This is a genomic window from uncultured Sneathiella sp. (assembly GCF_963973085.1).
Taxonomy (GTDB): domain Bacteria; phylum Pseudomonadota; class Alphaproteobacteria; order Sneathiellales; family Sneathiellaceae; genus Sneathiella.
In genome coordinates, this window is record NZ_CAXAXA010000002.1 from 22,877 (window position 1) to 47,642 (window position 24,766).

Genomic DNA, 24,766 nt, shown 5'->3' on the forward strand with positions numbered 1-24,766 from the left:
CTACTTGTAACGGAAGGTAATGCGGCCTTTTGTCAGGTCATAGGGCGTCATTTCGACGGTCACTTTGTCGCCCGCCAATACACGAATGCGATGCTTGCGCATTTTACCAGCAGTATGCGCCAACACTTCGTGGTCATTCTCAAGAACAACACGGAACATTGCATTGGGCAGCAATTCCGTCACCGTTCCTTCAAACTCCAATAGTTCTTCTTTCGCCATAAAATCCTATTCCAGTCGTTTTCGATGCTGCAAAATAAGGGGCAAGAATACTAAAAAGCAAGCATTTCCTTTAATCTATTCAAAAGAAAGCACAAAAAGGAGCAGTAATAGTGAGTTCGCAGTAGGTCTGCGGCGTGGCTTTTACACTTGTGGGGCAGGGCCTGTCCTAAATCTGGCCTTTATTTTTTCGTACAGATCATCACGAACATGGCGGAAGGCGTTTAGGCGCATTTCCCTGTTGCCTTCAGTAAGCGACGGATCAATTGTGTTCCAGAGTTCTGTATCGCACGCTGTGGTCCGGGTCAGCTCTTCCGCCTTGTTGTGGGCTTCGCGGGAGAGTGAGATGATCATGTCGAAAGAGCTGTCTTCCAGATCCTCGAAGTTTTTTGCAACATGATTTGAGGCATCAAGGCCAATTTCGTCCAGCACCTCGATGGCGAAACCATCAACCGTTTTGGCACGGACCCCGACACTATCCACATAGACAGCATGGCCATACAGGCTTTTCATAATATTCTCCGCCATCACAGAACGGATACTGTTATGGGTGCAGGCAAAAAGAACACTACCCGGCAGTTCATTGCTATAGGGCAAATCGCTCATGCGGGGAACCGGTCCGTATAATCGATACGGCTAAGAATGATTGGTTCGTGCCTCATTCCTAACCCCGAATATGGAGAATGCACATCAGGGTAAACAAGCGACGTGCTGTATCGAAGTCGGTTTCCGCCCTGTCTTTAAGACGCTCTTTCAGGAGTTCGGACCCTTCATTGTGAAGGCCGCGTCGCCCCATATCGATGGCTTCTATTTTCGAAGGGGAAGCTGATTTGATAGCGTCAAAATAGCTCTCGCAAACATGGAAATAGTCCTTGATAATTCGGCGGAATGAAATGACAGGTAACGGAATACGCACCAGACCTGTCGTATCATCCTCCGTCCGGACATCAAAGATAAGCCGGTTATCCTCAATGCTGAGGTGCAAGGAATAGGGGCCACTATTTTCGAAGCCGCTCACAATAAAACGGTTCTGATCCAGAATATCAAAAATAGCGACCTTGCGTTCGTGCTCAATATCCGCATTGCGTCGAACAACCGTCTTTTCGTCGAGCGCTATTTTCGCGATATATTGGTTGTCGGGCATGTGGCTATTGATCCTTTCCCGGTTCGCGTCAGTTCAGCCTGATGGAAACGGACAGGGCGTGCGCATCAAGCCCTTCCGACTCCGCAAGCGCTATCGCTGCAGGCCCGATCCGACGGAGGCTATCAGCGTTCAGCTTCATCAAGGAAGTCCGCTTGACGAAATCGAGGGTCGAGAGACCGGACGAAAAGCGCGCCGTTCGACCCGTCGGGAGTACGTGATTTGGGCCGGCAACATAATCGCCAATTGCTTCGGGGCTATAACGCCCCATGAAAATTGCCCCGGCATGATGGATTTTATCCGCTAGGCTGTCCGGATCTTCAACGCAGAGCTCGAGATGTTCAGGTGCAACCCGGTCGACTAACGCGGGCGCTTCTGAGAGATCCCGAACCAGAATGATGGCACCATAGTTTTGCCAGCTTGCACGGGCAATTTCTGCGCGGCCAAGCGTTTTGAGGTGGTTTTCGACGGCGACCTCGACATTTTTTGCGAAATTTGCGTCATCCGTGATCAGAATGCTCTGGGCTACGGGATCATGCTCGGCCTGGCTCAGCAAATCAGCGGCAATCCAGTCAGGGTTATTTCGGTTGTCTGCGACGACCAGTATTTCCGAAGGGCCCGCAATCATGTCAATTCCTACCGTCCCGAATACCTGTTTCTTGGCGCTCGCGACATAGGCGTTGCCGGGGCCGACGATCTTGTCGACCGGAGTAATTGTTTCAGTTCCAAAGGCGAGAGCGCCCACCGCTTGTGCGCCGCCAATACGATAAATTTCATCCACTCCGCAAAGGTCGGCCGCCGCCAGGACCATTGGATTGATCACGCCATCAGGTGTTGGGACAACCATAACAACGCGAGAGGCGCCAGCGACCTTGGCCGGGATTGCATTCATTAATACAGACGATGGATAAGTCGCCCGCCCGCCTGGCACATAAAGCCCGACGTTCTCAATTGCAGTCCAGCGATAACCGAGTTTTACACCGTCCGCGTCCTCGTAAAAATGATCATCAGGCAGTTGTTGCTTGTGGTAGCGCTCAATCCGCCCAGCAGCAATGTTCAGCGCGGATAGTGTTTCTCTGTCACACTCACCAACGGCTTTTTCAATTTCTGCCTTTGTAATCCGAAGTGCGGTGGCATCGGCGATATCCAGCCGGTCAAATTTACGGGTATAGTCCAGCAAGGCTGCATCTCCGCGCTTTCGGACATCGTTCAGGATGTCTGCAGCGACGGTATCGACATTCTTGTCTTCATCACGTTTTTGATTGAGGAGGGCGGTGAAATCTGCCTCGAAGTCTGGATCTTCAATATTCAGCTTAAGTGGCATTTACCACCTCCCTGAATTTCTCGATCCAGCCATTTAGCTCCACGGACCGGGTTTTGAGGGCCGCCCGGTTGATAATAAGCCTTGAGGTGATATCAAGAATTTTCTCCACTTCCACCAGGCCATTGGCTTCCAGTGTTGCTCCCGTTGAGACAAGGTCAACGATCCGGCGGCACAGGCCGAGGCCGGGTGCAAGTTCCATGGCGCCAGAGAGCTTGATGCATTCCGCCTGAATGCCCGCCGAGGCAAAGAACTTGTGAGTGAGGTTAGGGTATTTTGTCGCGATGCGAATATGGCTCCAACGGCTGGGATCGCGGTCATCTTCCAGGTCACGTGGCTGGGCAACGGCGATATGGCAATGGCCGATGTCCAGATCTACGGGCGCATATATTTCGGGGTAGTCGAATTCCAGTAACACATCGTTTCCGGCGACGCCGAGTTGTGCCGCGCCGAAGGCGACAAAGGTTGCTACATCGAAGGAACGGACCCGGATAATGGAAATATGGGGGTGATTGGTGCGAAACTGCAGCAGACGGCTTGACGGATCATCAAATGCCGGCTCGGGCTCAATCCCGACAGCCCGGACTAACGGCATCACTTCTTTTAGTATCCGGCCCTTTGGCAGGGCAATAACCAGCTCTTCACTCGATGGCACGCGACCACTCCATTCTCATTCATTTTCCTGATCGGAAGAGGATCCAATGCCTTCATGTTGGGGTTTGTACTTGGTTTGCCAAGCATCTCCCGTGTCGGTCAGGGTTAGATTAATACATTCCGCCTTTAAAAGCAGCGTTCCGCCCCCTGCAAAATTTAGATGGATTTCGGCATCAGACCCGGCGATGACATTTGTCGATAAATTGAGTAACTCAAGAGCTTCGGTCGGCACATCCTGGGAGATGCCGCTTGCTTTTACAGCTATTACATCCCCGAAATGAAGCCCGGACCGAATACGATACCAACTGTCGGGAGTGTTTGCATCGTCATTCAGGACTTCCCACATAAAACGGGACCCCATTATCGTGAAGGCGCGCGACGACTTGTGAAAACTCATTTCACCGGGGCTGGTGATCATGCCTTCAAGCGCCGCCGACAGGATTTCAACATCCTCGGTTTCCGTGGCAAAAAGTTTTAGACCCTTGGGCATTCTTCCGGTCCTGCTCTCAATCTATGCTCAGCTCGTATGGATGCGTTCAATATCTGCACCGCACGCGGCCAGCTTCTCCTCCAGGCGCTCATATCCTCGATCCAGATGATATACACGATTGATAACGGTTTCTCCCTCTGCTGCCAAGCCTGCAAGCACCAATGAGACAGAAGCGCGTAAATCCGTGGCCATAACCGGCGCGCCGACCAAGTGATCTACGCCGCGAACCAGTGCCGAGTGGCCATGTACGGTAATATTTGCCCCAAGGCGCGCCAACTCCGGCACATGCATGAAGCGGTTTTCGAAAATTGTTTCGGTTATCATGCCCGCGCCTTTGGCAATTGTCATAAGGGCCATGAATTGCGCCTGCATGTCCGTCGGATAGCCAGGATAGGGGAGAGTCATGATATCCACGCCGCGAATGACTGTGCCTTCACGGGAAATAATAAAGCCGTCTTGCGTTTCATGAATCTCGGCGCCTGCCTCTACAAGTGCATCTAGTACAGAGCGAACCAGCTCGGCATTTGTATTGGATAGCTCAATTTTACCGCCAGTAATAACTGCTGCGATCGCATATGTACCGGTTTCGATCCGGTCCGGCATAACTCGATAGCTTGTGCCGTGAAGCTTGTCTACGCCGTGGACAACCAGCTTATCGGTACCGTCCCCTTCAATCTGTGCGCCCATCTGGCGCAGCAATTGAACAAGATCGGTAATTTCCGGCTCCTTGGCAGCATTCTCCAGAATTGTCGTTCCTTTGGCGAGGCAGGCTGCCATCAACAGATTTTCTGTTGCCCCGACGGAGACTGTCTCAAACCGAATTTCCGCGCCTTTAAGGCCGTGGGGTGCAACTGCTTCCATATAGCCGCCAGCAATTGTAATTTTTGCCCCCATCTGTTCAAGGCCGCTGATATGAAGGTTCATCGGCCGCGTGCCAATCGCGCATCCTCCGGGCAACGATACGCGGGCCTCGCCAATTCGCGCGAGGAGAGGACCCATGACAAGGGCGCCCGCCCGCATTTTACGGACAATGTCATAGGGTGCTTCGGTATTGGTGATGTTGGCGGCCCTGATTGAGAGCGATCGCCCATCGCTTCCGCCGCCATTGGCCGCTTCGCCATTCATTGCCGCTGTCGCGCCATGCTGGCATAGCAAAGTAATCAAGGTCGAGATATCGGCCACATGGGGCAGATTGGAAAGGGTCAATGTATCATCAGTCAACAGGCTGGCGACCATCAGTGGAAGCGCAGCATTCTTCGCGCCGCTGATCTCAATTTTTCCCTGAAGCGGTTTTCCGCCTCTTATCCTAATGCTATCCATTTAAATCTACTCTGTTGTATCCAATTGGTAATTGTGGGCGGGAATACCAGGCTGTATCGGCTGGTCACGCTTCCATAAATGATTGAATGGCTTTTATCCCATTTTTTGCAGGAAAGGAAAGTCTTTGGCGTTATTTAATGCTTCGACTTTAAATTAATCAATATAATGGCATTCGGTCTCAAAGCCTGGGGAGGGTCACGCCTTCTTGTCCCATATACTTACCCGCGCGGTCTTTGTACGATACCTCGCAGGGCTCGTTGCCCTTGAGAAAAAGGAACTGGCAGGCGCCTTCATTTGCATAAATTTTTGCTGGCAGCGGGGTTGTATTGGAAAACTCGAGAGTGACATGTCCCTCCCACTCTGGTTCTAACGGGGTGACGTTCACAATGATGCCACAACGAGCATAGGTTGATTTTCCAAGACAGATCACGAGGACATCCCGCGGAATACGGAAATATTCGACGGTACGGGCCAGGACAAATGAATTGGGTGGAATAACGCAGACATCAGTTTTACGGTCGACAAAACTTGAACTGGAGAACGCCTTCGGATCAACAGTTGCCGAATCGATATTGGTGAATATCTTGAACTCGTCGGAAACCCGCGCGTCATAGCCATAAGAAGAAAGGCCATAAGATATGGTGCCTTCTCGCTTTTGGCTTTCCACAAAGGGCTCAATCATGCCTGTTTCCAGGGCCGATTGCCTGATCCATTTATCGGACAGAATGGACATGCTCTATTTCTCCGCTCAAACAACTGAATTGGACCGGCATACTACAGTCTGTGCTTGATCGGGCCAAGGTTAAAAGCAGATTGATTAATCGGTCAATTTGTCGCGGTTTTTGATGGCGTCGGGAGCGGTGGCGCCGCGACTGCGCTGCAGCTCCTTGCGTTTACGCAAGTTTGCGCGCAGCTCCGACGCAAGGCGCTCTGCTTTCTCCGCTTTCAGCTTTTCTTTGTCTGCGCCCTTTTTATTGCCGTGATCCGCCATTGCCATAGGCTCCAACTGAATATCAACGCATCCTTAGACTGCTTTGCCGGCAATTGCAATGACACCTGAACTCGAAGTGCCGACAGGGCGCAACAAATGAAAGCAAGTCAGCTGAGCGCGGTGCCGTCTTTGCGAGAGATGGCGACAATAGCGGAGCGCGGAATGGACGTTCCACCTTGCGGGAAATGGCTGTTGCCCTTCTCGCCCGGATGCTGGATACCGACAAAAACGGTACTTCGATCCGGACTCCAGGTGATGCCCGTAATCTCACATTCTTTGGGACCCACCATAAAGCGCTTGATCTCGCCTGTCACGGGATCGCCAATCAGCATTTGATTGTTTCCCATTCCCGCAAAATCGTCCTTATCGGAATAATTACCATCGGTCTGGATCCAGAGGAAACCGCTTTCATCAAAAGCAAGCCCGTCCGGGGAGTTGAACATATTGCCTGTGTTGATATTACTTGATCCGGCATAGGCATCGCTGTGGGCTGCGGGATTTCCTGCGACCACGAACAAGTCCCAGTAAAATTCATCTGATGTGTGATCCTGATTGAGTGGCCGCCAGCGGACTATTTGTCCGTAATGATTTTCTGCGCGGGGATTTGGGCCGCCGACAGGGGTGGGGTCTCCGCCTGCATTCGGCTTTTTCCCGCGGTTCTTGTTGTTGGTGAGCGCTAGATAGGCTTCTGCTCGGTTTGGATTCACGGCGACCCATTCCGGCCGGTCCATTGTCGTGGCCCCGACAATAGAGGCCGCCTGCCGGGTCAGAATGGAAATCTCGGCCTGAGATGCCATGCCTGTCGTTTCGGGTGTCAGGGCGATCCACTTGCCGCTGCCATCATCGTTGAATTTCGCCACATATAGCGTGCCGTTCTCAAGAAGATCGCGGTTATCTTCGCCCTCATAGTATTTATCGGCACTGACAAAACGATAAAGGAATTCACCGCGCTCATCATCACCGAGATACACCACCACATGGCCGTTTTCCGCAACGACGAGCTCTGCATTCTCATGCTTGAATCGGCCCAGTGCTGTGCGCTTTTTCGGCGTGGAATTAGGGTCAAGCGGGTCGATTTCCACAACATAGCCGAAGCGGTTTGGCTCATTGGGGTTTTTGCTGATATCAAATCGGTCATCGACGCTTGCCCAGGCGTATCCCCAATCCTTATTGCCCACACCATAGCGGTTCAACTCTGGTGACGGTTGGTAGGTGTCATCACTGCTGGAGAAGTATCCGTTGAAATTTTCTTCACAGGTGAGATAGGTGCCCCACGGTGTCAGGCCATTGCCACAGTTATTCCAGGTGCCAAGGGCGAGAATTCCGTCCGGGTCCGCGGCTGTCGCCATCTTTGCATGACCGCGTGCCGGGCCCGTAATCTCCATTGGAGTGTTTGCTGTAATACGCCGGTTGTAGGGGCTATCCTTAACGATACTCCATTTGCCATCCTGCTCTACAATTTCAGCAACAGTTATGCCGTGCCCCGCCATACCTTTGCGGATGTCATCTTCGGTTTCAGGTTTTTTGCTCTTCCGGTTGCCATAGATGATGCTTTGATTCACATATTCATTGTTGGAAACAAGGATCAATGTGCCGTTTTCTTCGAAGAGAGACATGCCATCGTTGTTGTCGCCTACGGCAAGCGCCTGGCTCTCTGCAGTTCCGCGTGTCGACGGATCGAACGGGAGGCTATTGGACCACAGGGGATCTCCCCACATGCTGACAACGTGCCACTGATAGCCGGCCGGCACCGTAATGGTATCGCGGCTGTTTGCCTCAACCTCTTCGAAGTCCTGCGTCAGGAAGCTGCATCCGGCAAGCCCGGAAAGGGACGTCGTTCCCATGATAAACGCGGCGGCACCGAATTTCGCACTGTTGCCAAGAAAGTTCCTGCGGGACATTAGCGTAGTTGAAATCGCCTGGAAATCGGTGGTCTTCGAACGAGGGTAATGTTCTTCGTCAAATTCGTCGAAGGAGAGTTCTTCATCTTGTCTTGCGGACATTTTCAACTCCTGGAAAGTCTCTGGTTATTTTATCAGTGCCGGTCAGGCAAATCTATGTCTTAGACTTGTAAGTATGTCAGATTGCAATTTTGTGTCAGGCAAGGCAGAAATTCCGATTTTAATCCAATCCTGGAAACAAGAGAAAACAGCAATTTTAAAAGTCCGGCTGAAACTCTTTGACATGACATGAAATCCCTATATATTCCGCCGCGTCCGGACCTAGTTCGCCGCCGTAGCTCAGGGGTAGAGCACTCCCTTGGTAAGGGAGAGGCCGGTGGTTCAAATCCACCCGGCGGCACCAGTTACATACCGTTGTTCGGCAATTCCCCACGCTTGTAATGCTTTGTTAATTTAGTATGTGTATTTATCACTTAGATATGGTTAAAAATAGTTTCGATTTGTAAATATTTATGACTTCGAACAGTGTGAAGTAAAATTTTATATTAGAGCGAAACTAGAGTGCGTTAATATAGTTTCAAAGGTTTGTTATGGCGTCCAAGGAAAAGTTCTTATTTCTGGAACCTCTACGAGGTGTGTTCGCGCTCGTCGTCGTCGTTGTCCATGGCGATCATGTGGCAAACTCGTCCTTTATATTGAATGACAATATAATGTTCAGTAACGGCACTATGCTGGTTGATCTTTTCTTTCAATTAAGTGGTTTCGTCATTGCCTACAGCTATGCTGATCGTGTTCACAGCCTTGCTTCCGCCGCGGCCTTCCAGTTCAACAGATTCTTGCGAATGTACCCGTTGCATATAGTAACATTTCTGGCGTTCGCTGTTGGATTTCCGTTGATGGAGTATTTCTTTGAATTATTAAGCGGTCGCTCAAGCGGCTTCACTCCATTCCACGGCTTTGAAGTCTCTGCATTCTTTAATAATATATTTTTGACGCAAGGAATACTTGAAGAGCACTTAAACTATAATTACCCAAGCTGGTCTGTATCTGTAGAATTTTTCACCTATCTGACGTTTGCCATTGCGTTTACTTTGCTGCCCACAAAAACATTGAGGATATATGCCAGTGTTTTGATTGTCATCATATCGGGCTTGGCTTTGCATTTGACGGATAGTCGATACCCCGAAACAGGAATGGCGCTGTTTCGCTGCACGTATTCGTTTTTCATCGGCGTTCTCTTGTTTTATGTATTCAGTAGCTTTACTGTTAGAGTGGCGCCTATATTTGTTTATATTAGTTTTATAGTAATGTTTACTGTCTGGTATTTTGGGCATTATTTTTCAAGTTTGGTAACACCATTTACCTATTCTTTTATTTTCCTGTCTCTATTATGGTCTGAAATGACCGGATTGAAGAAATTCCTGTGTCATCCGAAATTGGTGTTTTTAGGAACGGTGAGTTACGGCATATATATGATACATGCGGCTGTTTGGTATATAATGGGCCGAATATTGATGAAGTTTTTTGATTACCAAATGATTTGGGACACGAAAAACGGAAACCCGCATATCAATACTGATCCAACTTTGGCCACGATATTATTGGTGGTCGGGACATGCATAACGATATTTCTGGCACATTTGAGCTATAAATATCTGGAAATGCCGTTTAACAGGCACGCGATCAAAATGTCATCTGTTCCCAAGAAAACCCGAGGGTTGGGGGAGTACCCGCTGGTCTATAAGAAGTCAGACAGCAATACCTAAATGATGATGCCGGGGTGGTTCTGTCATCGATGGACTATCTTGCTGTAGCATCTTTTATATGATCCTGTTAAAGAATATGCCTGTACTCGAAAGTATCGCCAACTATTATTAAGGCGGCTTCTCTACAAAGGGCTATTCTCTATACGGGACAAAAAACGGGTTGCGTAAAACTCTCATCATTCTCTTTATTGTTTGCGGCTTAGGCCTGATTGGCTGGGTTGGATATGGCTATTCGACGAGCGGGGAAGAGGTTGCCCGGTTTGAGCTCGCGGGCGAAGCAGGAAACACAGGTCTTGTTACGCTCGATCCGTCAATGAACCCGATGCGGGCCATTCTATCGGTTAGTTATGACATAGAGCTATTGGCGGGAAGTGCGTCGGCGTTCGACTATTCCATTATATTGACGGGGCCGGGCGGGGCAGCACTGTTCAAAGCAGAAGGCCAACAACGCGACAAACGGGAAGACAATACACCGGAGTATGCATCGAAAACATCCGAGCAGGTCATAAAGACGTTTGATATCTCAGCACCCGGACAGTATTTGCTTGACTGGCAAATCTCTCCGGAGGACGCGCAAATAAAGACCCAGACAATATTCCTTCGTCGCAATGTACAGCCTTTGAGGGTTCCGGTTCTGATCGCGGGTGCCGTTAGCGTCGGGCTGGGATTTCTTTTGCTGGTCTGGCGGCGGAAAAGGCCGACTTTTAGTTAATGTAAGGGGAATAACAATGGCGGATAAAAAGCCTGGCTATCGCCTTTTGACGGGGGAGGATACTCATGCCTTCTGTGTGCGCGTGAGTGATGCCCTGGCGGAAGGTTACGTCCTTTATGGCTCTCCTGCGGCAACCTTTGATCCAAACACCAACCGTGTTCTGGTCGCTCAGGCAGTTGTCCTTCCTGAGTTTGTTAAATCCAGTTAAGGTAAGTATTGAACGGGTGAGTCACAACATGACAGATGTGAAATTAGTTATCGGGAATAAAAGATACTCATCATGGAGTTTGCGGGGATGGCTCGCTATGAAACTATCCGGGATGCCATTTGAGGAAGTTGTGGTTCCATTGTACCGGGCGGATTCCCATATTAACCTCAAGGCGGTAAATCCTGCGGCTCCACCGAAAGTTCCATCCTTGATCATCGGGGAGAATGCCATTTGGGATACGCTGGCCATATGCGAGTATCTGGCAGAACAATGCCCCGACGCCAGGTTATGGCCGGAGGAAATCTTCGCCCGGGCCAGAGCTCGATCGGTTGTTGCTGAAATGCACTCCAGTTTTATTGCGCTCCGCGAGCATGTGCCCATGGATTTATCAAAAAGGCTGCCTTTTGAGCGTCTGCCGGAAGAGGTGGAAGCCGATATCGCGCGGATATGCGAAATATGGCGCGAATGTCGGGCGCTTTACTCAGGAAAAGGCCCCTATCTTTTTGGCGAGATCTCCCTCGCGGATGTTTTCTTTGCGCCTGTTTTGGTGCGTTTCTTTAGCCGATCAGTTCCCTTGGATGAGAATTGTCAGGCCTATTTCGATGCACTTTGGGCGCTGCCTGAGTTTGTTGAATGGCGTCAGGCTGCAGAAAAGGAAGAATGGACAATAACGAGCTACGATCCGAAATAGAGCTGCTCAGGCTGGCGTGAAAACATCTATCCGATACTTCAAGCCGGGGACAAGCTGCGGAGGGAAACTTTGCCATGGGCGGTCCAGATGTTCGGCAATGGCTGATGTCACCAAGAGATTGGCATCAAGGGTTTTTGTCAGATCCTGAAGTCGGCTCGCCATATTCACGGCAGGACCAATGACCGAGAAATCGAGCCGTTCCCGGGCGCCGATATTTCCAAACATGACGTCGCCATGATGTATACCGATGCCGAACTTGAGACGGGCGGCTTCTGACGGAAGGGCTGCAAGAGCATTCGCACCGTTTTGGGCCGCCGTGAGGGCCCTGTTCGCCGCGTCAGCGATGGCCTCGTCGTTTGGCGTCGGAAAGATGGCCAGAAAGCCATCGCCCATGAATTTCAACACCTCGCCGCCTTCGGCCATGACGGCTTCCGACATTGATTCAAAAAACTGGTTGAGGAGTGCCAAATAGGCGGCCATTTCCATCTGGTCGGCGAGCGCGCTTGAACCGCGAAGGTCGCATATCCAGATGACGGCCTGGATAATGTCGCCATCCCCACGCTGCGTTTTTCCTTCCATCACCTGTTGGGCGGCAAGCGGACCCAGATAAGCGCTTAGAACATCCTGAAGGGTCTGTTCACGCTTGAAGACCCGTGCGGCAATATCGAAGAGAGTCAGGAGATGTTTTAGGGCCGCAATATCTCTTTCTGCAAACCCGCCTTTCTTGTCGGTCAACCATGAGGACATGACGCCATCATGAGTCTTGATTGCTGTTTCCTGCGAACCGAAGGGCGTCAGAAAAGCGATATAATCGGTCCCGCCAATTTGCTCGAAATCGGAAAATATTGGAAATTTCTTTATATTTTCCGGCTGCCTCATGTCGCATCTGTATTCCAGAATGATATTTTCAAGCATGTAATAGAGCGGACTTCGCACCCAGTTTGGGTCGTCAGTGAGAGACCTAGGGCGCGAGTTGCTGGTCAGTTCCCCTTCATTCCTGCTCCAGGTATGATCTGTATGGTCTATGAAGGGATGCATCTGACGCATCGTGACATGCGACCGTATGAGCGGAAAGAGGGTCTGGTCTATACACCTGCTGAATTCGGTAAATATCTGGGTCAGGGAGACATTTCCAAGGGCTTGTGTCGTCAGCCACCACTCAATGGCATCAACTGCTTTGTCAAAATCTGCATTCTCACCAGGTATTTTGGCGATCGTTGGGTTTATCACGGCAGAAATCATCCTTTCCCTTTTTTCTTTAAGTGGGCGATGCCCGAAGAAATACAAGAGAATGCATCCCAAAACGCGGCTGACGGATATCGCCAGAGGTTGTTAAGCAGGGACGTCCGGGTTCATGCTGTAGGTGCCGACATAAGATCCGCTCGCCAGGATATGACCTTCCATCGCGGACAGCGCTTCCGGGCCGCCAAAGGATCCCGTGAGGTCCAGGGTCTCAACATCAAGCGCGTAGACTGTAAAATGATAGTGGTGGACAATACTGTCATTCCAAGGCGGGCAGGGGCCGTCATATCCGCCATATTCTCCCGCCATGTCCGGGTCGTCCGCGAACCAGTCCGTATAGTTGTTGAGGCCGGTCCGGCCATATGATCGCTTCGCTGGTGCCTTGCCTTTCGCCGTGATACCGTCGGTCACTTCACCTTCGGCAAGACTGGAGTATTCGAGCGGAATATCCACCTGAACCCAGTGGTAAAAGTCAACGCGGGGCAGGCTTTCAGGAACCGTCTTGCCTTCCTGGTTCACATCCTCACCGGAAGAGGGAACATCCGGGTCATGACAGATGATGGCAAAGGATTTTGTGCCCTCCGGCGCATCCGACCAGCTTATCGCGGGGCTCCGATTATCGCTAAGGGCGACATGTCCTTCTGCTGCAGGCACGCCAAATGCAAACCTTCCAGGAATCGGATCACCGTTTTCCCATCCATCGATTTTTACCTTCAACGCAGCTGTCATTTTATGTCATCCTTTTTCATTATCTCAAGCTTACGAGATTTTAACAAAGCAGTACCATCACGTAAATGGTTTAGGGGCGGAAAGAAAAGGAGACGGGTCCCTTAAGCTGGTCGAGTTGCGGCTGTATCCAGCTCACCCATTGGCAGAGCGCCGGGCGGGTTTCCCGTGGATCAATAATGTCATGGACGCTGAAACTTTCGGCGCGGGGGAATGGTGATTGCTGAGCCGCCAGCCTTTCTTCCAGTTCCGCCCGGAGCTTTTCAGGATCATCCGCTTCCTCGATCTGGCGGCGATAGGCGACAGCAACGCCTCCTTCGACTGGAAGAGGCCCCATCTCCGCGCTGGGCCACGCCAGAACATACCCATTTTCACTGAAATGCGCTGCGGCCGCAACACCGAAGGCCTTCTTGATTATGACCGTTGCCCAAGGAACAACTGACATTACAGCGGCGGCAACGGCGGAGGTTCCGTATTTGATGGTTCCATCTTTTTCCGAGTCAGGGCCTATCATAAAGCCGGGTTCATCCGTAAAGTTGACAATGGGGAGATGAAAGGTGTCGCATAATTCAATGAACCGGCGGACTTTTTGTGCTGCATCTGCGCCCATCGCGCCTGCATAATAGTAGGAGTCGTTGGCGATCACGCCGACGGATTGGCCATTGAGGCGGGCAAAGCCCGTAGCAAGTCCGGGACCGTAGTGCTTTCCCATCTCAAAAAAGCTCTCCCGATCAACCACCAATGCGATCAGATTGCGTATTTTAAAGGGAAGTCGGCGATTTTTTGGAACAATGCTGAGCAAGCTCTCTTCCATTCGATCAACAGGATCATCAGTGGCCTGGACGGATGCCAGCTCCCAGACATTACCGGGAAGATAACTCAGAAAACGGCGGATCTGAATAAAGGCGTCTTCTTCATCCTTGGCGATATTGGCAGCAACGGCGTTTCGGCTGTGGATCTTCGCACCGCCCAGCTCTTCCTTTGTTAACTTGATGTTAAGGGCTCTCTCCACCAGCGCCGGACCTGCGATCAGCAGCTGCGCTGTCTCTCGCGTCATGACCGAGAAATGGGATGCAGCGAAACGCGCCGCAGGGAATCCAGCGACAGGGCCAAGAGCGGCAGAGGCGACCGGTACCTCGCCCAATAATTTTGAGATTGAGAGAAACCGGGGTTTTTCATAAGCGGGGCTTCCGACTGTGCCCGTGCTTTTTCCTTTAGCAACACTCCCGCCGCCGCCTTCCAGCATGCGGATGAGCGGAACGCGATATTGTGAAGCAAGTTCTTCTGCGAAGACACTCTTGCGCAGTCCCGCAGCATTGGGCGAGCCGCCTTTCAGAGTGAAATCCTCTCCGCCAACCGCAACGCGTCTTCCGTCAACCAGACCAAGGCCGGTAATATAGTTTGCAGGAGAGAAAGCCGTGATGTTACCGGCATCATCACGCTCGGCCGAACCGGCAATGCGGCCCTGCTCCTGAAAGCTCTGTTGATCAAGGAGGGTGTCGATGCGTTCGCGAACGGTTAGTCGGCCTTTCGCATGATGTGCTTTGATGGCCTCATCGCCGCCTTGGGCTTTTGCGGCCATGCGCATTTTTCTTATTTCTTCGGCTTCTTTTTCCCAACTCATTCAATCTATTCCTTGCCAACTGCTGCTTTTGGCAAAGTATAACCGGTGTCGGATTTAGGTGATAGAGCGGGGGAGGCGAAAGTTTTACGGCTGTTGTATCGTCGCTGCCAGCGGTCACTTAGGGAATTGAAGGGGCAGGGGCGCCGCTTGGATCTTGTGGCTTCATGCCATCCATGATCTGCTTGTTGACGGTAATCAACGGTGCAACGGATGCTTCGCCTTTCATGGCATTCAAGCTATAGCGGCTGACCCAGAATGCGATGGAAAGAAGCCGACCTCTCAGGTCGTCGGGGAGCCCATTCTCCTCTGACAGAAGATCCATTTGCAAGGTAAGCCAGAGCCGCCTGTTGTTGGCGACAGCCTTGATTCTTGCCATTGCGTTGTCTTCTTTGTCAGCTTCTTCCATAGCACGAGTGAATATTGCGAAAGCCCGGTATTCTGTTTGGCGCGGGTTTTCGGTATTCTGATTGGCCTTTTGATAAGCAGCTACAGACATATTTTATTCTCTTCAGTTCTCGATAGTATTTCTTACTATTGACGAATATCCTTACGATACCGTTACTAATTACTGAAAAAGCTGAAGGATGGACTGCGGACGTGAGTTGGCAATCGATAGGGACTGGATGCCAAGCTGTTCCTTTGTCTGCAATGCCTGCAATTCTGCGCTGGCTTCGGCGAGGTTGGCATCGACAAGGATACCGAGCCCTTCTTTGAGCTTATCCGTCAGGAGCTGGGTAAACTCAGCCTGGCTGTCGAGCCGGTTTGCTGACGTACCCAGTGTCGTGATAACATTACCGACAACAGCTTCAGCGCCATCAACAGCGGCAAGAGCTACAGCGGGGTTCGTCAGATCAAGTCCTACCAATCCCAAAGTAGCCAGGCGCAAGTCTTGCGCGGCAATTGTCTGCGTCACACCGCCCAGGCCTGTCAGAACGTCAAGGTCAGCGCTAACACCGTCAATGAGATTAACGCCATTGAAGACACTTGAGCCGACAACGGATGTAATTTGGGCAAGAAGCGCGTCGACTTCTTCCTGAAGCACGGTAACGTCCAGACCATCGTTGAATGCCTGGGTCACTTTCTGGTTGATGTCGATAAGGAGATTTGAAATCTGCAATGCGCCGGCATTTGCCATGCTGACAGTTGCTTGTCCAAATGTAAGGCCTTCCTCGATTGCGTCGAGTGCCCCGATGTCACCACGCATTGTCTGTGCAATTGTAAATGATGCCGGATTGTCTTTGGGTTCTGCCACCTTGAGGCCGGTTTCGATCTGACGCTGTGTCTGGGAAAGGCTGGTCTGGGTAAGAGACAATGTCCGCAGAGCCGCCATTGCGGTTGTGTTGGTATTAATTGAAAAAGTCATCTTCATCTCCTGTAGAAACTTTAAGGCAATCAAAAGATCGCGAATTCACTCGCAACTACAGAAGCAAAGGGCGTGCCAGTTTTAAAAACCGCAGATTTTCGGGGTTCTTGCTAGGTTTTCGTCGACTCTTTATTTGGATGTAAGGGGCAAAAAGGTAGCAGGATAGGAATTTTTTTCACGCTGGAGAAAGTTCTGCCCGCCAAGTTGTGCGGGCATTTTAAATCTGTGCCGAGGAAAAATTGACGTCAGATAAAGAAGGAACGGTGGTTTAGACGAACAGATCTATCTGGATCGGCTGAGGGCCGACAAATTCACCGTTTGAAATAGGCTGAAAAAGTGACAGCATAGGATTGCTGGCGGGATCAGTATTATTGATCTCTGTGTAAACCAGGAAGCGCTGGATCATCTTGTCGATCTTTTCCGGATCCTTGAAATCTGCGATGTCAATCTGCTTTTCAAGGCGATCTCTTTGCTGCTCATAGCTAAGGCTTTGAAAGCTTTCCGGTAGGCCAAGGCCTACCCGGACAACATGCATCAAAGTTTTGTCTGCCATTATCTGTGAAAGCTTGTCGACGTTTCCGGCAAGACGCTTGAAGTACATTGCTTCCCGGACACCGTCCGCATTCTGGCCTTCAAATTTTTCAAACTCGTTCGTTTTATAGCCTGCCAGTATGGCGTCGACATTCGATTGCTTCTGAAAGAAATCCGGATCGCTGTTAAGACCATACATTGCGCTGGCGAGTTTTGCCCAGCGGGGTTCCGCCAGCCGATTGACGAGGCTTTCCTTATCCGCAGGATTCTCAGTAAGTATCTTTCGAACCATCGCTGGCTTATCAATTTCACTCTCAAGCTGGAAGGCCGAGAGCACCATTGTCAGGACAGTCCGGTTCTTCATCAAATCATCAACGGATTTGATCTCGCCAATTTTTTCCTTGAAGGTATCGATATCGCGCGCAACAGTCGGCTGTGCCTCAAACGCTTTCATATGCGGTTCTTTGAGGGCACTGGAAAGCTTGTACCAAAGTAACGAGCTGTTTGTGGACACTTGCATATCGTATTCCAAAGAAAAACGAGGTTAATTGATTCAGTATAGCCGATAAGTCGTTAAGGAGATGTTAACGGAAAAAGGCGGCCCGTATGAGCCGCCTTTCCCTTGTTCAAGCCACTATTAACGGAACAGTGCCAGAATTGTCTGCGGTGCAGAGTTAGCAATGCTCAGTGACTGGATGTTGAGCTGCTCTTTCGTCTGCAATGCAGTCAGTTCAGCAGCAACTTCAGCCATGTCCGCGTCAACCAGAACGCCGAGACCTTCTTTCATTGTGTCGGTCAGCAGCTGGGTAAATTCACCCTGGTCGTCAAGACGACTGGAGAACGTACCAATGCTGGTCAAAGCAGAACCAACACTTGCAATAGCGGCATCAATTGTCGCCATGTCAGCAGCATTATTTGCAATTACACTTACGTCGATAGTGTTCAAGGCAAGCCCGGTCGTTGACGACAGGTCAATATTGGTGAAGGCTACGTTGTCCGTTGCACCAAGGCCAGTAGGAACCGTCAGAGTTGTAGCAGTGGCGGTAATCAGGTTCACACCGTTAAACGCAGAAGTGCTTGTAATCGCGTCAATCTGTGCAAGTACTTCGGTGACCTGATCCTGAATAACGGAACCGTCGAGACCTTCGTTCTTCGCCTGCGTGGCAAGTTCTTTTAGGGTTGTCAACTGATCGGAAATTGCGGTGGCGCCAGCCATAGCCATGCCGATTGTCGCCTGACCGAATGCAATACCTTCAGAAACAGCGTTCAGAGCGCCAATGTCAGCGCGCATGCCCTGTGCAATAACGAAAGTTGCCGGAGCATCTTTTGCGCTGTTGACACGAAGACCTGTTTCAAGCTGGGACTGTACTTTGCCAAGAGAATTCTGCGTCATGTTAAGTGTACGCAGGGCAGCCATGGAAGCGGAGTTTGTATTGATAGAAGCCATAATATTAATCCTCATTCTAGAGTTGTCGCATCTGCGACCAATCAGCTCTTTTGAGCCCCGGTCTACTTCGAAACCGTGCCCTGACTATCTCTGGGATTTCCTAACAAAAGATTAATGAGGATTGCATTTGCTTGCTGAGGTCATCGAAAAAATCAGAGCCGTGCTGAGGAAAATCCCAAAAGTCACGGAAATCTGCGGGATTTTTATCATTTGAGCGTAATTTTTATTTCGCCGCCTAACCGAAAAAAAACGGAAAAATCACCGATCACGCTGTCTATAAGATAGATCGGACGATTAGAATCGTAATGAAATTTCCAGAGGAGGTTGGCTTTTTATTCCGCTGATTCTTCTGGTTGAGGGAGAGTGGCCTTGAAATGTCTTTGCAATAGCTTCAGCGCAGCATAATAGTTTTTCTCACCGATCAACCCCACAACTTCGAATACAAGATTCCGTTCGTCATTGTCTGTAGTGGAGAGGAAGGCAATCTGAGCGGCATCCTGAAAACTCTTATGATGCTCTTCGTGGCTTCCCGGCTCAATATACATCAACTGGATAAAAAGATAGACGTTCTGAAGAGGCGTTTCAGCATTTTCCGGCAGAAGAATATCTCTTTCGCGCATGATGGAGGCATCATTTTCCAGCGAAAAATGCATAGCCTTGCTACTTGAATTTGTGAGAACGGCGCCATTCACGACAATTTTCTCGCCAGCGGGAATACGAAACTTTAACGACATGAACTTGTCTCCAATACGGACCACACCATTCACTATAGCAATTGCCAATGAATGTGCAAAACAGGATTATAGTCTATATACTGTTAATTGGGAATCGGTCACGTCGTCGACCAGGAATTAAATAAACTCTGGTCATGCCATGATGGCAAACTATATGTTTGATCATGTTCGAACAGGAAATGTTTAAGCGTTCGACAGCTTTTTTTTGGGGAAGATCAATGCCGCGAAATATAGGCTCGCTGATTGTCAAGCTGCTGATTGTGTCCTTTCTGGTCGGATGGGCCCTGACGCTGTTTGATATCACGCCGCTTGAGCTATTGGAGGATTTAACGGGTACTATCGGCGAGATTTACTCACTGGCACTGAACTCGGTGCGCTGGGCCGCGGATTATATCCTGCTGGGGGCCGTTGTCGTTCTGCCGATCTGGGGAATTGTTGCCGGGCTTAATTATTTGCAACGGAAAAGCCGCCGTAAAATGTCATCCTCCTCCAAGCAGCAGGATTGATCCCGTCACCCGTTGCTTGCGCAGTCGATACAGAGCGGGACACTTGGGTCAAGTTCAAGGCGCTTTTTCGAGATTTCGTCACCGCAAGATACACAATATCCATATTCGCCGTCGCGAACCCTAGTCAGGGCACTTTCAATGCGCTGGAGTTCATTCTTGCGCCGCCGTTCTGTTTCCTGGGCCATTGCCTGCCCCTGCAGCGCATCCATGCGAGAAAGCCGCCCGACCCGGCTTTGATCAAGCTCTACGGGCTGACTGTCACTTGTGCTTGACCTCATAACATTAAGAAGAGCTTCTCGCCGAGCAAGCAGGATATTTTCCACACTGTCCTTTGTCATAGTAAGAGGCTATTGCAAACTTCTAAGGATTGCAAAGAAAAGGCCGGCCCTGCGAAGGGACCGGCCTCTGTTGTTCTATACTATAAGGCTGTCAGGCCTGCCAGGTATGTCCTTGCCTCAACAAAGCGTCCATGGATGGAGCGGTTTCTTCTTTTGCCTGCTCCAGCTTTTCCGTTATGCCATCTTCATAGGTTGGTGCCGGATCACAGTAAATGATACCAAAGGCAACGGGCAGCTCGTTGCCGTCCATCGCGGCGATCAAAGTGGCGAGTGAACGATTTTTCTCATCATGAACAAGTATGTCAGCTTCTGTCACGCCATTCTCACCAATGGTGACGGCCTCCAGGGACAATGTGCTTGTATTCAGCCGGACACCTTTGTTCTTCTCTGCACCAAAAATCATTGGCTTGCCGTGCTCGACATGGAGTTGCTTTTCCGAGGCGACATCGCGGGCGAGAACATTATCAAAAACCGCGTCATTATAAACGATACAGTTCTGAAGAATTTCAATCATCGACGTGCCTTTGTGGGCATGAGCCCGTTTCAGGATTTCCGGCAACGTCTTTTGCGTATCATAGGCGCGAGCAGCAAAACGGGCTCCGGCACCCAGTGTAAAGACCAACGGCTTCAATGGTGTATCGACCGATCCGTCCGGGGATGACGGCGTGCGTAGCCCAACTCCGGAGGTTGGTGAATACTGACCTTTCGTGAGGCCGTAAATCTCGTTGTTACAGAGCAGGATTTGCAAATCGACATTCCGGCGCAGGACATGGAGCATGTGATTGCCGCCAATACTGAAACCATCGCCATCGCCCGTTACCATCCAGATATCCAGTTCCGGATTTGCGATTTTCATGCCGGTCGCAACGGCGGGCGCCCGGCCATGGATCGTATGGAAGCCATAGGTTGACATATAATAGGGAAAGCGAGATGAGCAGCCGATTCCGGAGACAAAGACGTAATTTTCCTTCGGCGTGTCGATATCCGGCAAAGTCCGTTGCACAGCTTTCAGGATTGCGTAATCGCCGCAACCCGGGCACCATCGCACCTCCTGATCGGAGGCGAAGTCTGCGGGTTTGAGCTTGTCGGGTGTTACAGCAATGTTCATGTCAATTCTCCAGTGCCGCATCAATGGCACGTTCGATCTCGGATATCTTGAAAGGCTGACCGGTTACCTTTGTCAGGGGACGGGCGTCGATCAGATATTGATCACGCAAGACAGTTTTCAGTTGTCCATCGTTCATTTCCGGAACAATAACCTTGTCAAATTCCCGGAGCAGCTCACCTAGATTGCGTGGCAATGGCCATATATGCCGCAAATGGATATGCGAGACCTTCGCGCCTTCAGCAAGCTTGTTATCCACGGCGCGGCTGATGGGCCCATATGTCGAACCCCAGCCGACAACTGCCAGCTTCCCGCTGGTTTCGCCATTTTCGACAGTTTGTTCCGGGATGTCCTGCGCAATATTGAGGATCTTGTCCCGCCGCAAATCGGTCATTTTCTGATGGTTTGCGGGTTCATAGGATATATTGCCGGAGCCCTCTTCCTTCTCAATTCCGCCAACACGATGCTCAAGGCCCGGCGTTCCGGGGATAGCCCAAGGCCGTGCCAGAGTTTCCGGATTACGGTTAAAGGGTGCGAAGCCCTCGGGATTTGTTTCAAACGCGACCGGGAACGGGGCCCGATCCGCCACATTAGGGATCAGCCAGGGTTCCGCTGCATTTCCGATATAGCCGTCCGTCAGCAGCATGACCGGGGTCATATATTTTGTCGCAAGGCGGCAGGCCTCAATGGCGACATCAAAACAGTCCGCCGGGCCATGGGAGGCCAGAACGACCAACGGCGCATCTCCGTTTCTCCCGTAGACTGCCTGGTACAGATCAGATTGCTCGGTTTTTGTCGGCAGGCCGGTGGAGGGGCCGGCACGCTGCGAATTGACAATAATCAGAGGTAATTCCGTGGAGATGGCCAGCCCGATTGCCTCACCTTTGAGCGCGATACCCGGTCCCGAGGAAGATGTAATGCCGAGCGATCCTGCATAGGAGGCGCCGATTGCAGAGCAAATGGCGGCGATTTCATCTTCGGCCTGAAATGTCTTGACGCCAAACTGTTTCATCTTCGCAAGCGAATGAAGTACGGGGGACGCAGGCGTAATCGGGTAGGACCCGAAAAAAACTTTCAGATTTGCCAGTTCCGCACCGGCAACAAGACCCCAGGCAAGGGCTTCCCCGCCCGTAATGGTACGATACAATCCTTTTGACATTTCAGCGGCGGGAATAGAATACAGCTCACTTATTCCTGCTGTCTCCGACGCTTCACCGTAGATATGACCGGCATTCAATGCGGCTATATTCGCGTCCGCAATATCCGGCCGCTTTGCGAATTTACGCTTGAGCCATTCGACCGTATCTTGCCGGTTGCGTCCATAAATCCAGTAAACAAGGCCAAGAACCCAGAAGTTCTTGCAGCGAAGGCCTTCTTTCTGGGAAAGGCCGAATTTTTTAACAGATTCCAGAACCAGCTTGGTAATATCAATTTCCAGAACGGAATAAGCGTCCAGAGACTGATCTTCAAGCGGATTGGCAAGATAACCGGCTTTCTTGAGATTACGATCTGTGAAAGTACCACTATCAACGATGATCATGCCGCCAGGCTTGAGCCGGGCAAGATTGACCATCAAAGCTGCCGGGTTTAAGGCAACCAATACATCCGGGTCATCCCCGGCGGTCTCAATCTTGCGGGAACCGAAGTTAATCTGGAAGGCAGAGACGCCGAACGTCGTTCCAATCGGCGCACGTATTTCTGCCGGAAAGTCAGGAAAGGTCGCGAGGTCGTTTCCGGCCAGCGCCGTTGTGTCAGTAAAGCGGCTGCCTGTAATCTGAATACCATCGCCCGAGTCGCCCGCAAAGCGGATGACAACGGAAGATACCTCTTTCCGGGGGGCGGAGACGGGATCTGATTTTATTTTTAATTCGTTCAACTTTCCTACTCGCATTTTGTAATTAAGGGGTGGACAGCTTCGCGAGCCCGCCAATGCCGTAGTTTAGCCACATTTTGAGTCAGCAATCAACGGCCTATATCACCCTTTACTGTAATAAGAACAGCCTGTTCAGCAATGATTTTCTTCGCCATTCACAAGATTATGAATTTTGTTCAACAGTCACTACCTTCACCGTAGATATAGTTGTTTTTATGCAGAACACAACACTATTTTCTTAAAAAATATGTAAAATATTTTATTTACAATATAATTTGTAAAATATAGTTTTGAATTTTAGCTCAAACCGTCTTTCATTACGCGCACGAAAAAAGCACCAATTTGAGCTGGTGTTTGTCCGCCAGGGCGGTACCAACTGCTGGACCAGTTCAGGGAACCCAAAAGGCTGAGACGTAACAGTCCTTTGTCAACGTCCTCTTTCAATGGCAAATCTTCGATCAGATCCATAAACAACTTGTCGTAGCTATCTCTGATTTCAATAAGACGACTTCGCAGTGTTGGCGCAGTTCGGGAGATGTCCGCGCACAGCAGGATAGAAAAGTTATTGCCGCCGAACAGCGTGTTCATATGGGCGACAGCGGCTGCGGTGAGCCGCTCCCACGGGTCTTCTACTCCCTCAATCGCTTCCAACAAAGACGTGATGAGAAGCCGCCGACCTTCTTCATATGTGGCAATAATCAGTTCGTCCTTGGATGAAAAATGATAGTACATGGAGCCGGCCAGCATGCCAGCCTCGCGTGCGATATCTCGCATCGATGTCGCATCGTAGCCGCGTTGATTAAACAGATGCGCCGCCGCCGCCATTAGCTCCTGACGTCGGTTGTCACTTCGGTGTAACCCGTCCTCGCGAGGAGGTTTGCTTTCCGCCACAGATCGACCCTAACAAACAGTTGTTGCATTGTCCGTTATGCCTGCTCGTAGCACAGCGGGCAACTTTATTTTTCGAGAAGATTCCGAAGATGATTAACCAGCTCTTCCGTCTCGTCGCTGGCCCCGCGCAGTATATTTCGCATCTGGTCTGAAAGGTTTAAATCGGTCGAAAGAGCGGCAAGGGTCGTTGCCTGAAGCACTGAAGCATATATTTCCTCAATCAATGCTGCGGCTTCAAGACCATTTTCAGCCTGTCCGACGTTTTCTAGATGTATATCTTCCAGAAGGGCGGTTTCCCTATTTCCGGTCAAATTCTCGGCTTGAACGATGACGACCCCATTCTGGATATAAAGGTCATCAATAATAATTTTTTTGGGGGAGCCTTTGCGATCCAAGGGGAATTGTCCCCGTTGCTCAGCAGAAACCGCGTCTTTAATGTGGTCACGGATTTTCCGCAGATTGTCACCTGATTTTATGATCTCATACGTAATTTCCGGGGCTTCGACCATAAGTCGTTTAATGACGATCGTTTCCTGACCAATAGTATGCGGATCAATTTGTATCTCGATGCGTGGCGCGAGCAGTGCCGGCTGTGCGGTGAACGGAACCGGACTTTCGACTTTCAAGTTCAGTAATGTTGCCTCTCCGGTAGTTGGAGAAAATTCTGCTTCCGTCAATGTGACCGAAGTTTGGGTCATCGCCGAGCCATACTTTTCAACTGACGAAGTAATGACAGAGCCTATTGATACATAGACGACAATGATCGCTGCGCAGAAAAGCAGAACAATCCCGATCATCGCAATTGTTAGTCCGCGCCTCATACCTTGCCAAGTTCCTGTTGAATGAAAGTATCGGCGCAACATACGATAGGGGGTCGGCGACCGCAAGCAGAAGAGCCCGCCGTCATATTCTTATCTTTCAAAAAAACGCCCGCTTCTAGCTTAAGCGGGCGTTTCATGATGATTGAATTTCGAT

Annotated in this window: 28 protein-coding genes and 1 tRNA gene; 6 read left to right on the forward strand and 23 right to left on the reverse strand. The window is 50.5% G+C overall.

Annotated features, from left to right (window positions below):
* From infA to AACZ19_RS04310, 10 genes are all read right to left on the reverse strand, one after another.
* Window positions 1–219, reverse strand: coding sequence for a translation initiation factor IF-1 (gene infA, locus AACZ19_RS04265; RefSeq protein WP_161315948.1), 219 nt, complete (start codon window positions 217–219; stop codon window positions 1–3).
* A 141-nt stretch (window positions 220–360) separates the two neighbouring features.
* The gene (locus tag AACZ19_RS04270) at window positions 361–822 is read right to left on the reverse strand and encodes a hypothetical protein (RefSeq protein WP_339631461.1); all 462 of its coding nucleotides are present in this window, start codon (window positions 820–822) and stop codon (window positions 361–363) included.
* Window positions 823–880: 58 nt separating this feature from the next.
* Window positions 881–1,360: a UPF0262 family protein gene (locus AACZ19_RS04275; protein ID WP_339631463.1), complete on the reverse strand. Its 480-nt coding sequence runs from the start codon at window positions 1,358–1,360 to the stop codon at window positions 881–883.
* 28 nt (window positions 1,361–1,388) lie between these two features.
* Complete coding sequence (hisD, locus tag AACZ19_RS04280; RefSeq protein WP_339631465.1) at window positions 1,389–2,681, reverse strand: histidinol dehydrogenase; 1,293 nt, start codon at window positions 2,679–2,681, stop codon at window positions 1,389–1,391.
* Window positions 2,671–3,333, reverse strand: a complete 663-nt coding sequence (gene hisG, locus AACZ19_RS04285; RefSeq protein WP_339631467.1) for an ATP phosphoribosyltransferase — start codon at window positions 3,331–3,333, stop codon at window positions 2,671–2,673. Before hisG ends, hisD begins: the two co-directional genes overlap by 11 nt.
* Window positions 3,334–3,348: 15 nt before the next feature.
* A complete protein-coding gene (locus AACZ19_RS04290) occupies window positions 3,349–3,822 on the reverse strand; it encodes a DUF2948 family protein (protein WP_339631469.1) in 474 nt (157 codons plus the stop codon).
* A 27-nt stretch (window positions 3,823–3,849) separates the two neighbouring features.
* Window positions 3,850–5,142, reverse strand: a complete 1,293-nt coding sequence (gene murA / locus AACZ19_RS04295) for a UDP-N-acetylglucosamine 1-carboxyvinyltransferase (protein ID WP_339631471.1) — start codon at window positions 5,140–5,142, stop codon at window positions 3,850–3,852.
* 178 nt (window positions 5,143–5,320) lie between these two features.
* A complete protein-coding gene (gene dcd, locus AACZ19_RS04300; RefSeq protein ID WP_339631473.1) occupies window positions 5,321–5,875 on the reverse strand; it encodes a dCTP deaminase in 555 nt (184 codons plus the stop codon).
* A gap of 84 nt (window positions 5,876–5,959) precedes the next feature.
* A complete protein-coding gene (locus AACZ19_RS04305; protein ID WP_339631475.1) occupies window positions 5,960–6,133 on the reverse strand; it encodes a hypothetical protein in 174 nt (57 codons plus the stop codon).
* A 107-nt stretch (window positions 6,134–6,240) separates the two neighbouring features.
* On the reverse strand, window positions 6,241–8,136 hold the full coding sequence (locus AACZ19_RS04310) for a PhoX family phosphatase (RefSeq protein ID WP_339631476.1): 1,896 nt from the start codon (window positions 8,134–8,136) through the stop codon (window positions 6,241–6,243).
* Between the two features lie 226 nt (window positions 8,137–8,362).
* Between AACZ19_RS04310 and AACZ19_RS04315 the strand changes: the two genes are divergently transcribed.
* The 5 genes from AACZ19_RS04315 (at window position 8,363) to AACZ19_RS04335 (ending at window position 11,411) form a co-directional block, all read left to right on the forward strand.
* Window positions 8,363–8,437, forward strand: a tRNA-Thr gene (locus AACZ19_RS04315).
* A 187-nt stretch (window positions 8,438–8,624) separates the two neighbouring features.
* Complete coding sequence (locus AACZ19_RS04320) at window positions 8,625–9,800, forward strand: acyltransferase (protein ID WP_339631477.1); 1,176 nt, start codon at window positions 8,625–8,627, stop codon at window positions 9,798–9,800.
* A gap of 160 nt (window positions 9,801–9,960) precedes the next feature.
* Window positions 9,961–10,512 carry a hypothetical protein gene (locus AACZ19_RS04325; RefSeq protein WP_339631479.1) on the forward strand — a complete coding sequence of 184 codons (552 nt, stop codon included), beginning with the start codon at window positions 9,961–9,963 and terminating at the stop codon, window positions 10,510–10,512.
* A gap of 16 nt (window positions 10,513–10,528) precedes the next feature.
* Window positions 10,529–10,720, forward strand: coding sequence for a DUF1737 domain-containing protein (locus tag AACZ19_RS04330; protein WP_339631481.1), 192 nt, complete (start codon window positions 10,529–10,531; stop codon window positions 10,718–10,720).
* A gap of 28 nt (window positions 10,721–10,748) precedes the next feature.
* Complete coding sequence (locus AACZ19_RS04335; RefSeq protein ID WP_339631483.1) at window positions 10,749–11,411, forward strand: glutathione S-transferase family protein; 663 nt, start codon at window positions 10,749–10,751, stop codon at window positions 11,409–11,411.
* A 6-nt stretch (window positions 11,412–11,417) separates the two neighbouring features.
* Here AACZ19_RS04335 and AACZ19_RS04340 read toward each other — a convergent pair whose 3' ends face one another.
* The 8 genes from AACZ19_RS04340 to AACZ19_RS04375 all read right to left on the reverse strand — a co-directional run bounded on the left by AACZ19_RS04340 (window position 11,418) and on the right by AACZ19_RS04375 (window position 19,111).
* On the reverse strand, window positions 11,418–12,641 hold the full coding sequence (locus AACZ19_RS04340) for an adenylate/guanylate cyclase domain-containing protein (protein WP_339631485.1): 1,224 nt from the start codon (window positions 12,639–12,641) through the stop codon (window positions 11,418–11,420).
* 102 nt (window positions 12,642–12,743) lie between these two features.
* Window positions 12,744–13,382, reverse strand: coding sequence for a YbhB/YbcL family Raf kinase inhibitor-like protein (locus tag AACZ19_RS04345; protein WP_339631487.1), 639 nt, complete (start codon window positions 13,380–13,382; stop codon window positions 12,744–12,746).
* 70 nt (window positions 13,383–13,452) lie between these two features.
* Window positions 13,453–15,003 carry a carboxyl transferase domain-containing protein gene (locus AACZ19_RS04350; protein WP_339631489.1) on the reverse strand — a complete coding sequence of 517 codons (1,551 nt, stop codon included), beginning with the start codon at window positions 15,001–15,003 and terminating at the stop codon, window positions 13,453–13,455.
* 118 nt (window positions 15,004–15,121) lie between these two features.
* Window positions 15,122–15,499 (reverse strand): flagellar biosynthesis regulator FlaF, encoded by a 378-nt coding sequence (gene flaF / locus AACZ19_RS04355; protein ID WP_339631491.1) that lies wholly within the window; start codon window positions 15,497–15,499, stop codon window positions 15,122–15,124.
* 69 nt (window positions 15,500–15,568) lie between these two features.
* A complete protein-coding gene (locus tag AACZ19_RS04360) occupies window positions 15,569–16,366 on the reverse strand; it encodes a flagellin (RefSeq protein WP_339631493.1) in 798 nt (265 codons plus the stop codon).
* A 268-nt stretch (window positions 16,367–16,634) separates the two neighbouring features.
* Window positions 16,635–17,417 (reverse strand): DUF1217 domain-containing protein, encoded by a 783-nt coding sequence (locus AACZ19_RS04365; protein WP_339631495.1) that lies wholly within the window; start codon window positions 17,415–17,417, stop codon window positions 16,635–16,637.
* Between the two features lie 117 nt (window positions 17,418–17,534).
* The gene (locus tag AACZ19_RS04370; protein WP_339631497.1) at window positions 17,535–18,344 is read right to left on the reverse strand and encodes a flagellin; all 810 of its coding nucleotides are present in this window, start codon (window positions 18,342–18,344) and stop codon (window positions 17,535–17,537) included.
* 332 nt (window positions 18,345–18,676) lie between these two features.
* On the reverse strand, window positions 18,677–19,111 hold the full coding sequence (locus AACZ19_RS04375; protein WP_339631499.1) for a flagellar biosynthesis repressor FlbT: 435 nt from the start codon (window positions 19,109–19,111) through the stop codon (window positions 18,677–18,679).
* A 185-nt stretch (window positions 19,112–19,296) separates the two neighbouring features.
* Between AACZ19_RS04375 and AACZ19_RS04380 the strand changes: the two genes are divergently transcribed.
* Complete coding sequence (locus AACZ19_RS04380) at window positions 19,297–19,584, forward strand: DUF6460 domain-containing protein (protein WP_339631501.1); 288 nt, start codon at window positions 19,297–19,299, stop codon at window positions 19,582–19,584.
* Between the two features lie 5 nt (window positions 19,585–19,589).
* Here AACZ19_RS04380 and AACZ19_RS04385 read toward each other — a convergent pair whose 3' ends face one another.
* From AACZ19_RS04385 to AACZ19_RS04405, 5 genes are all read right to left on the reverse strand, one after another.
* Entirely contained in the window at window positions 19,590–19,922 is a 333-nt protein-coding gene (locus AACZ19_RS04385) for a TraR/DksA family transcriptional regulator (RefSeq protein WP_339631503.1), read from the reverse strand.
* A gap of 91 nt (window positions 19,923–20,013) precedes the next feature.
* A complete protein-coding gene (locus AACZ19_RS04390; protein WP_339631505.1) occupies window positions 20,014–21,030 on the reverse strand; it encodes a 2-oxoacid:ferredoxin oxidoreductase subunit beta in 1,017 nt (338 codons plus the stop codon).
* A gap of 1 nt (window position 21,031) precedes the next feature.
* Window positions 21,032–22,903 carry a 2-oxoacid:acceptor oxidoreductase subunit alpha gene (locus AACZ19_RS04395; protein WP_339631507.1) on the reverse strand — a complete coding sequence of 624 codons (1,872 nt, stop codon included), beginning with the start codon at window positions 22,901–22,903 and terminating at the stop codon, window positions 21,032–21,034.
* A gap of 294 nt (window positions 22,904–23,197) precedes the next feature.
* A complete protein-coding gene (locus tag AACZ19_RS04400) occupies window positions 23,198–23,725 on the reverse strand; it encodes a TetR/AcrR family transcriptional regulator (protein ID WP_339631509.1) in 528 nt (175 codons plus the stop codon).
* A 131-nt stretch (window positions 23,726–23,856) separates the two neighbouring features.
* The gene (locus AACZ19_RS04405; protein ID WP_339631511.1) at window positions 23,857–24,612 is read right to left on the reverse strand and encodes a hypothetical protein; all 756 of its coding nucleotides are present in this window, start codon (window positions 24,610–24,612) and stop codon (window positions 23,857–23,859) included.
* Between the last annotated feature and the right edge of the window lie 154 nt (window positions 24,613–24,766).

Excerpts from the sequence above, each read along its gene's own strand:
- AACZ19_RS04320 (WP_339631477.1), top strand. The coding sequence starts at position 8,625 with ATGGCGTCCAAGGAAAAGTTCTTATTTCTGGAACCTCTACGAGGTGTG.
- AACZ19_RS04305 (WP_339631475.1), bottom strand. The coding sequence starts at position 6,133 with ATGGCGGATCACGGCAATAAAAAGGGCGCAGACAAAGAAAAGCTGAAA.
- flaF (WP_339631491.1), bottom strand. The coding sequence starts at position 15,499 with ATGTCTGTAGCTGCTTATCAAAAGGCCAATCAGAATACCGAAAACCCG.
- AACZ19_RS04310 (WP_339631476.1), bottom strand. The coding sequence starts at position 8,136 with ATGTCCGCAAGACAAGATGAAGAACTCTCCTTCGACGAATTTGACGAA.
- hisD (WP_339631465.1), bottom strand. The coding sequence starts at position 2,681 with ATGCCACTTAAGCTGAATATTGAAGATCCAGACTTCGAGGCAGATTTC.
- AACZ19_RS04345 (WP_339631487.1), bottom strand. The coding sequence starts at position 13,382 with ATGACAGCTGCGTTGAAGGTAAAAATCGATGGATGGGAAAACGGTGAT.
- AACZ19_RS04400 (WP_339631509.1), bottom strand. The coding sequence starts at position 23,725 with ATGGCGGCGGCGGCGCATCTGTTTAATCAACGCGGCTACGATGCGACA.
- AACZ19_RS04350 (WP_339631489.1), bottom strand. The coding sequence starts at position 15,003 with ATGAGTTGGGAAAAAGAAGCCGAAGAAATAAGAAAAATGCGCATGGCC.
- AACZ19_RS04290 (WP_339631469.1), bottom strand. The coding sequence starts at position 3,822 with ATGCCCAAGGGTCTAAAACTTTTTGCCACGGAAACCGAGGATGTTGAA.
- AACZ19_RS04270 (WP_339631461.1), bottom strand. The coding sequence starts at position 822 with ATGAGCGATTTGCCCTATAGCAATGAACTGCCGGGTAGTGTTCTTTTT.
- dcd (WP_339631473.1), bottom strand. The coding sequence starts at position 5,875 with ATGTCCATTCTGTCCGATAAATGGATCAGGCAATCGGCCCTGGAAACA.
- AACZ19_RS04360 (WP_339631493.1), bottom strand. The coding sequence starts at position 16,366 with ATGACTTTTTCAATTAATACCAACACAACCGCAATGGCGGCTCTGCGG.
- AACZ19_RS04365 (WP_339631495.1), bottom strand. The coding sequence starts at position 17,417 with ATGCAAGTGTCCACAAACAGCTCGTTACTTTGGTACAAGCTTTCCAGT.
- AACZ19_RS04390 (WP_339631505.1), bottom strand. The coding sequence starts at position 21,030 with ATGAACATTGCTGTAACACCCGACAAGCTCAAACCCGCAGACTTCGCC.
- infA (WP_161315948.1), bottom strand. The coding sequence starts at position 219 with ATGGCGAAAGAAGAACTATTGGAGTTTGAAGGAACGGTGACGGAATTG.
- AACZ19_RS04275 (WP_339631463.1), bottom strand. The coding sequence starts at position 1,360 with ATGCCCGACAACCAATATATCGCGAAAATAGCGCTCGACGAAAAGACG.
- AACZ19_RS04370 (WP_339631497.1), bottom strand. The coding sequence starts at position 18,344 with ATGGCTTCTATCAATACAAACTCCGCTTCCATGGCTGCCCTGCGTACA.
- AACZ19_RS04405 (WP_339631511.1), bottom strand. The coding sequence starts at position 24,612 with ATGAGGCGCGGACTAACAATTGCGATGATCGGGATTGTTCTGCTTTTC.
- murA (WP_339631471.1), bottom strand. The coding sequence starts at position 5,142 with ATGGATAGCATTAGGATAAGAGGCGGAAAACCGCTTCAGGGAAAAATT.
- AACZ19_RS04330 (WP_339631481.1), top strand. The coding sequence starts at position 10,529 with ATGGCGGATAAAAAGCCTGGCTATCGCCTTTTGACGGGGGAGGATACT.
- AACZ19_RS04380 (WP_339631501.1), top strand. The coding sequence starts at position 19,297 with ATGCCGCGAAATATAGGCTCGCTGATTGTCAAGCTGCTGATTGTGTCC.
- AACZ19_RS04335 (WP_339631483.1), top strand. The coding sequence starts at position 10,749 with ATGACAGATGTGAAATTAGTTATCGGGAATAAAAGATACTCATCATGG.
- AACZ19_RS04385 (WP_339631503.1), bottom strand. The coding sequence starts at position 19,922 with ATGACAAAGGACAGTGTGGAAAATATCCTGCTTGCTCGGCGAGAAGCT.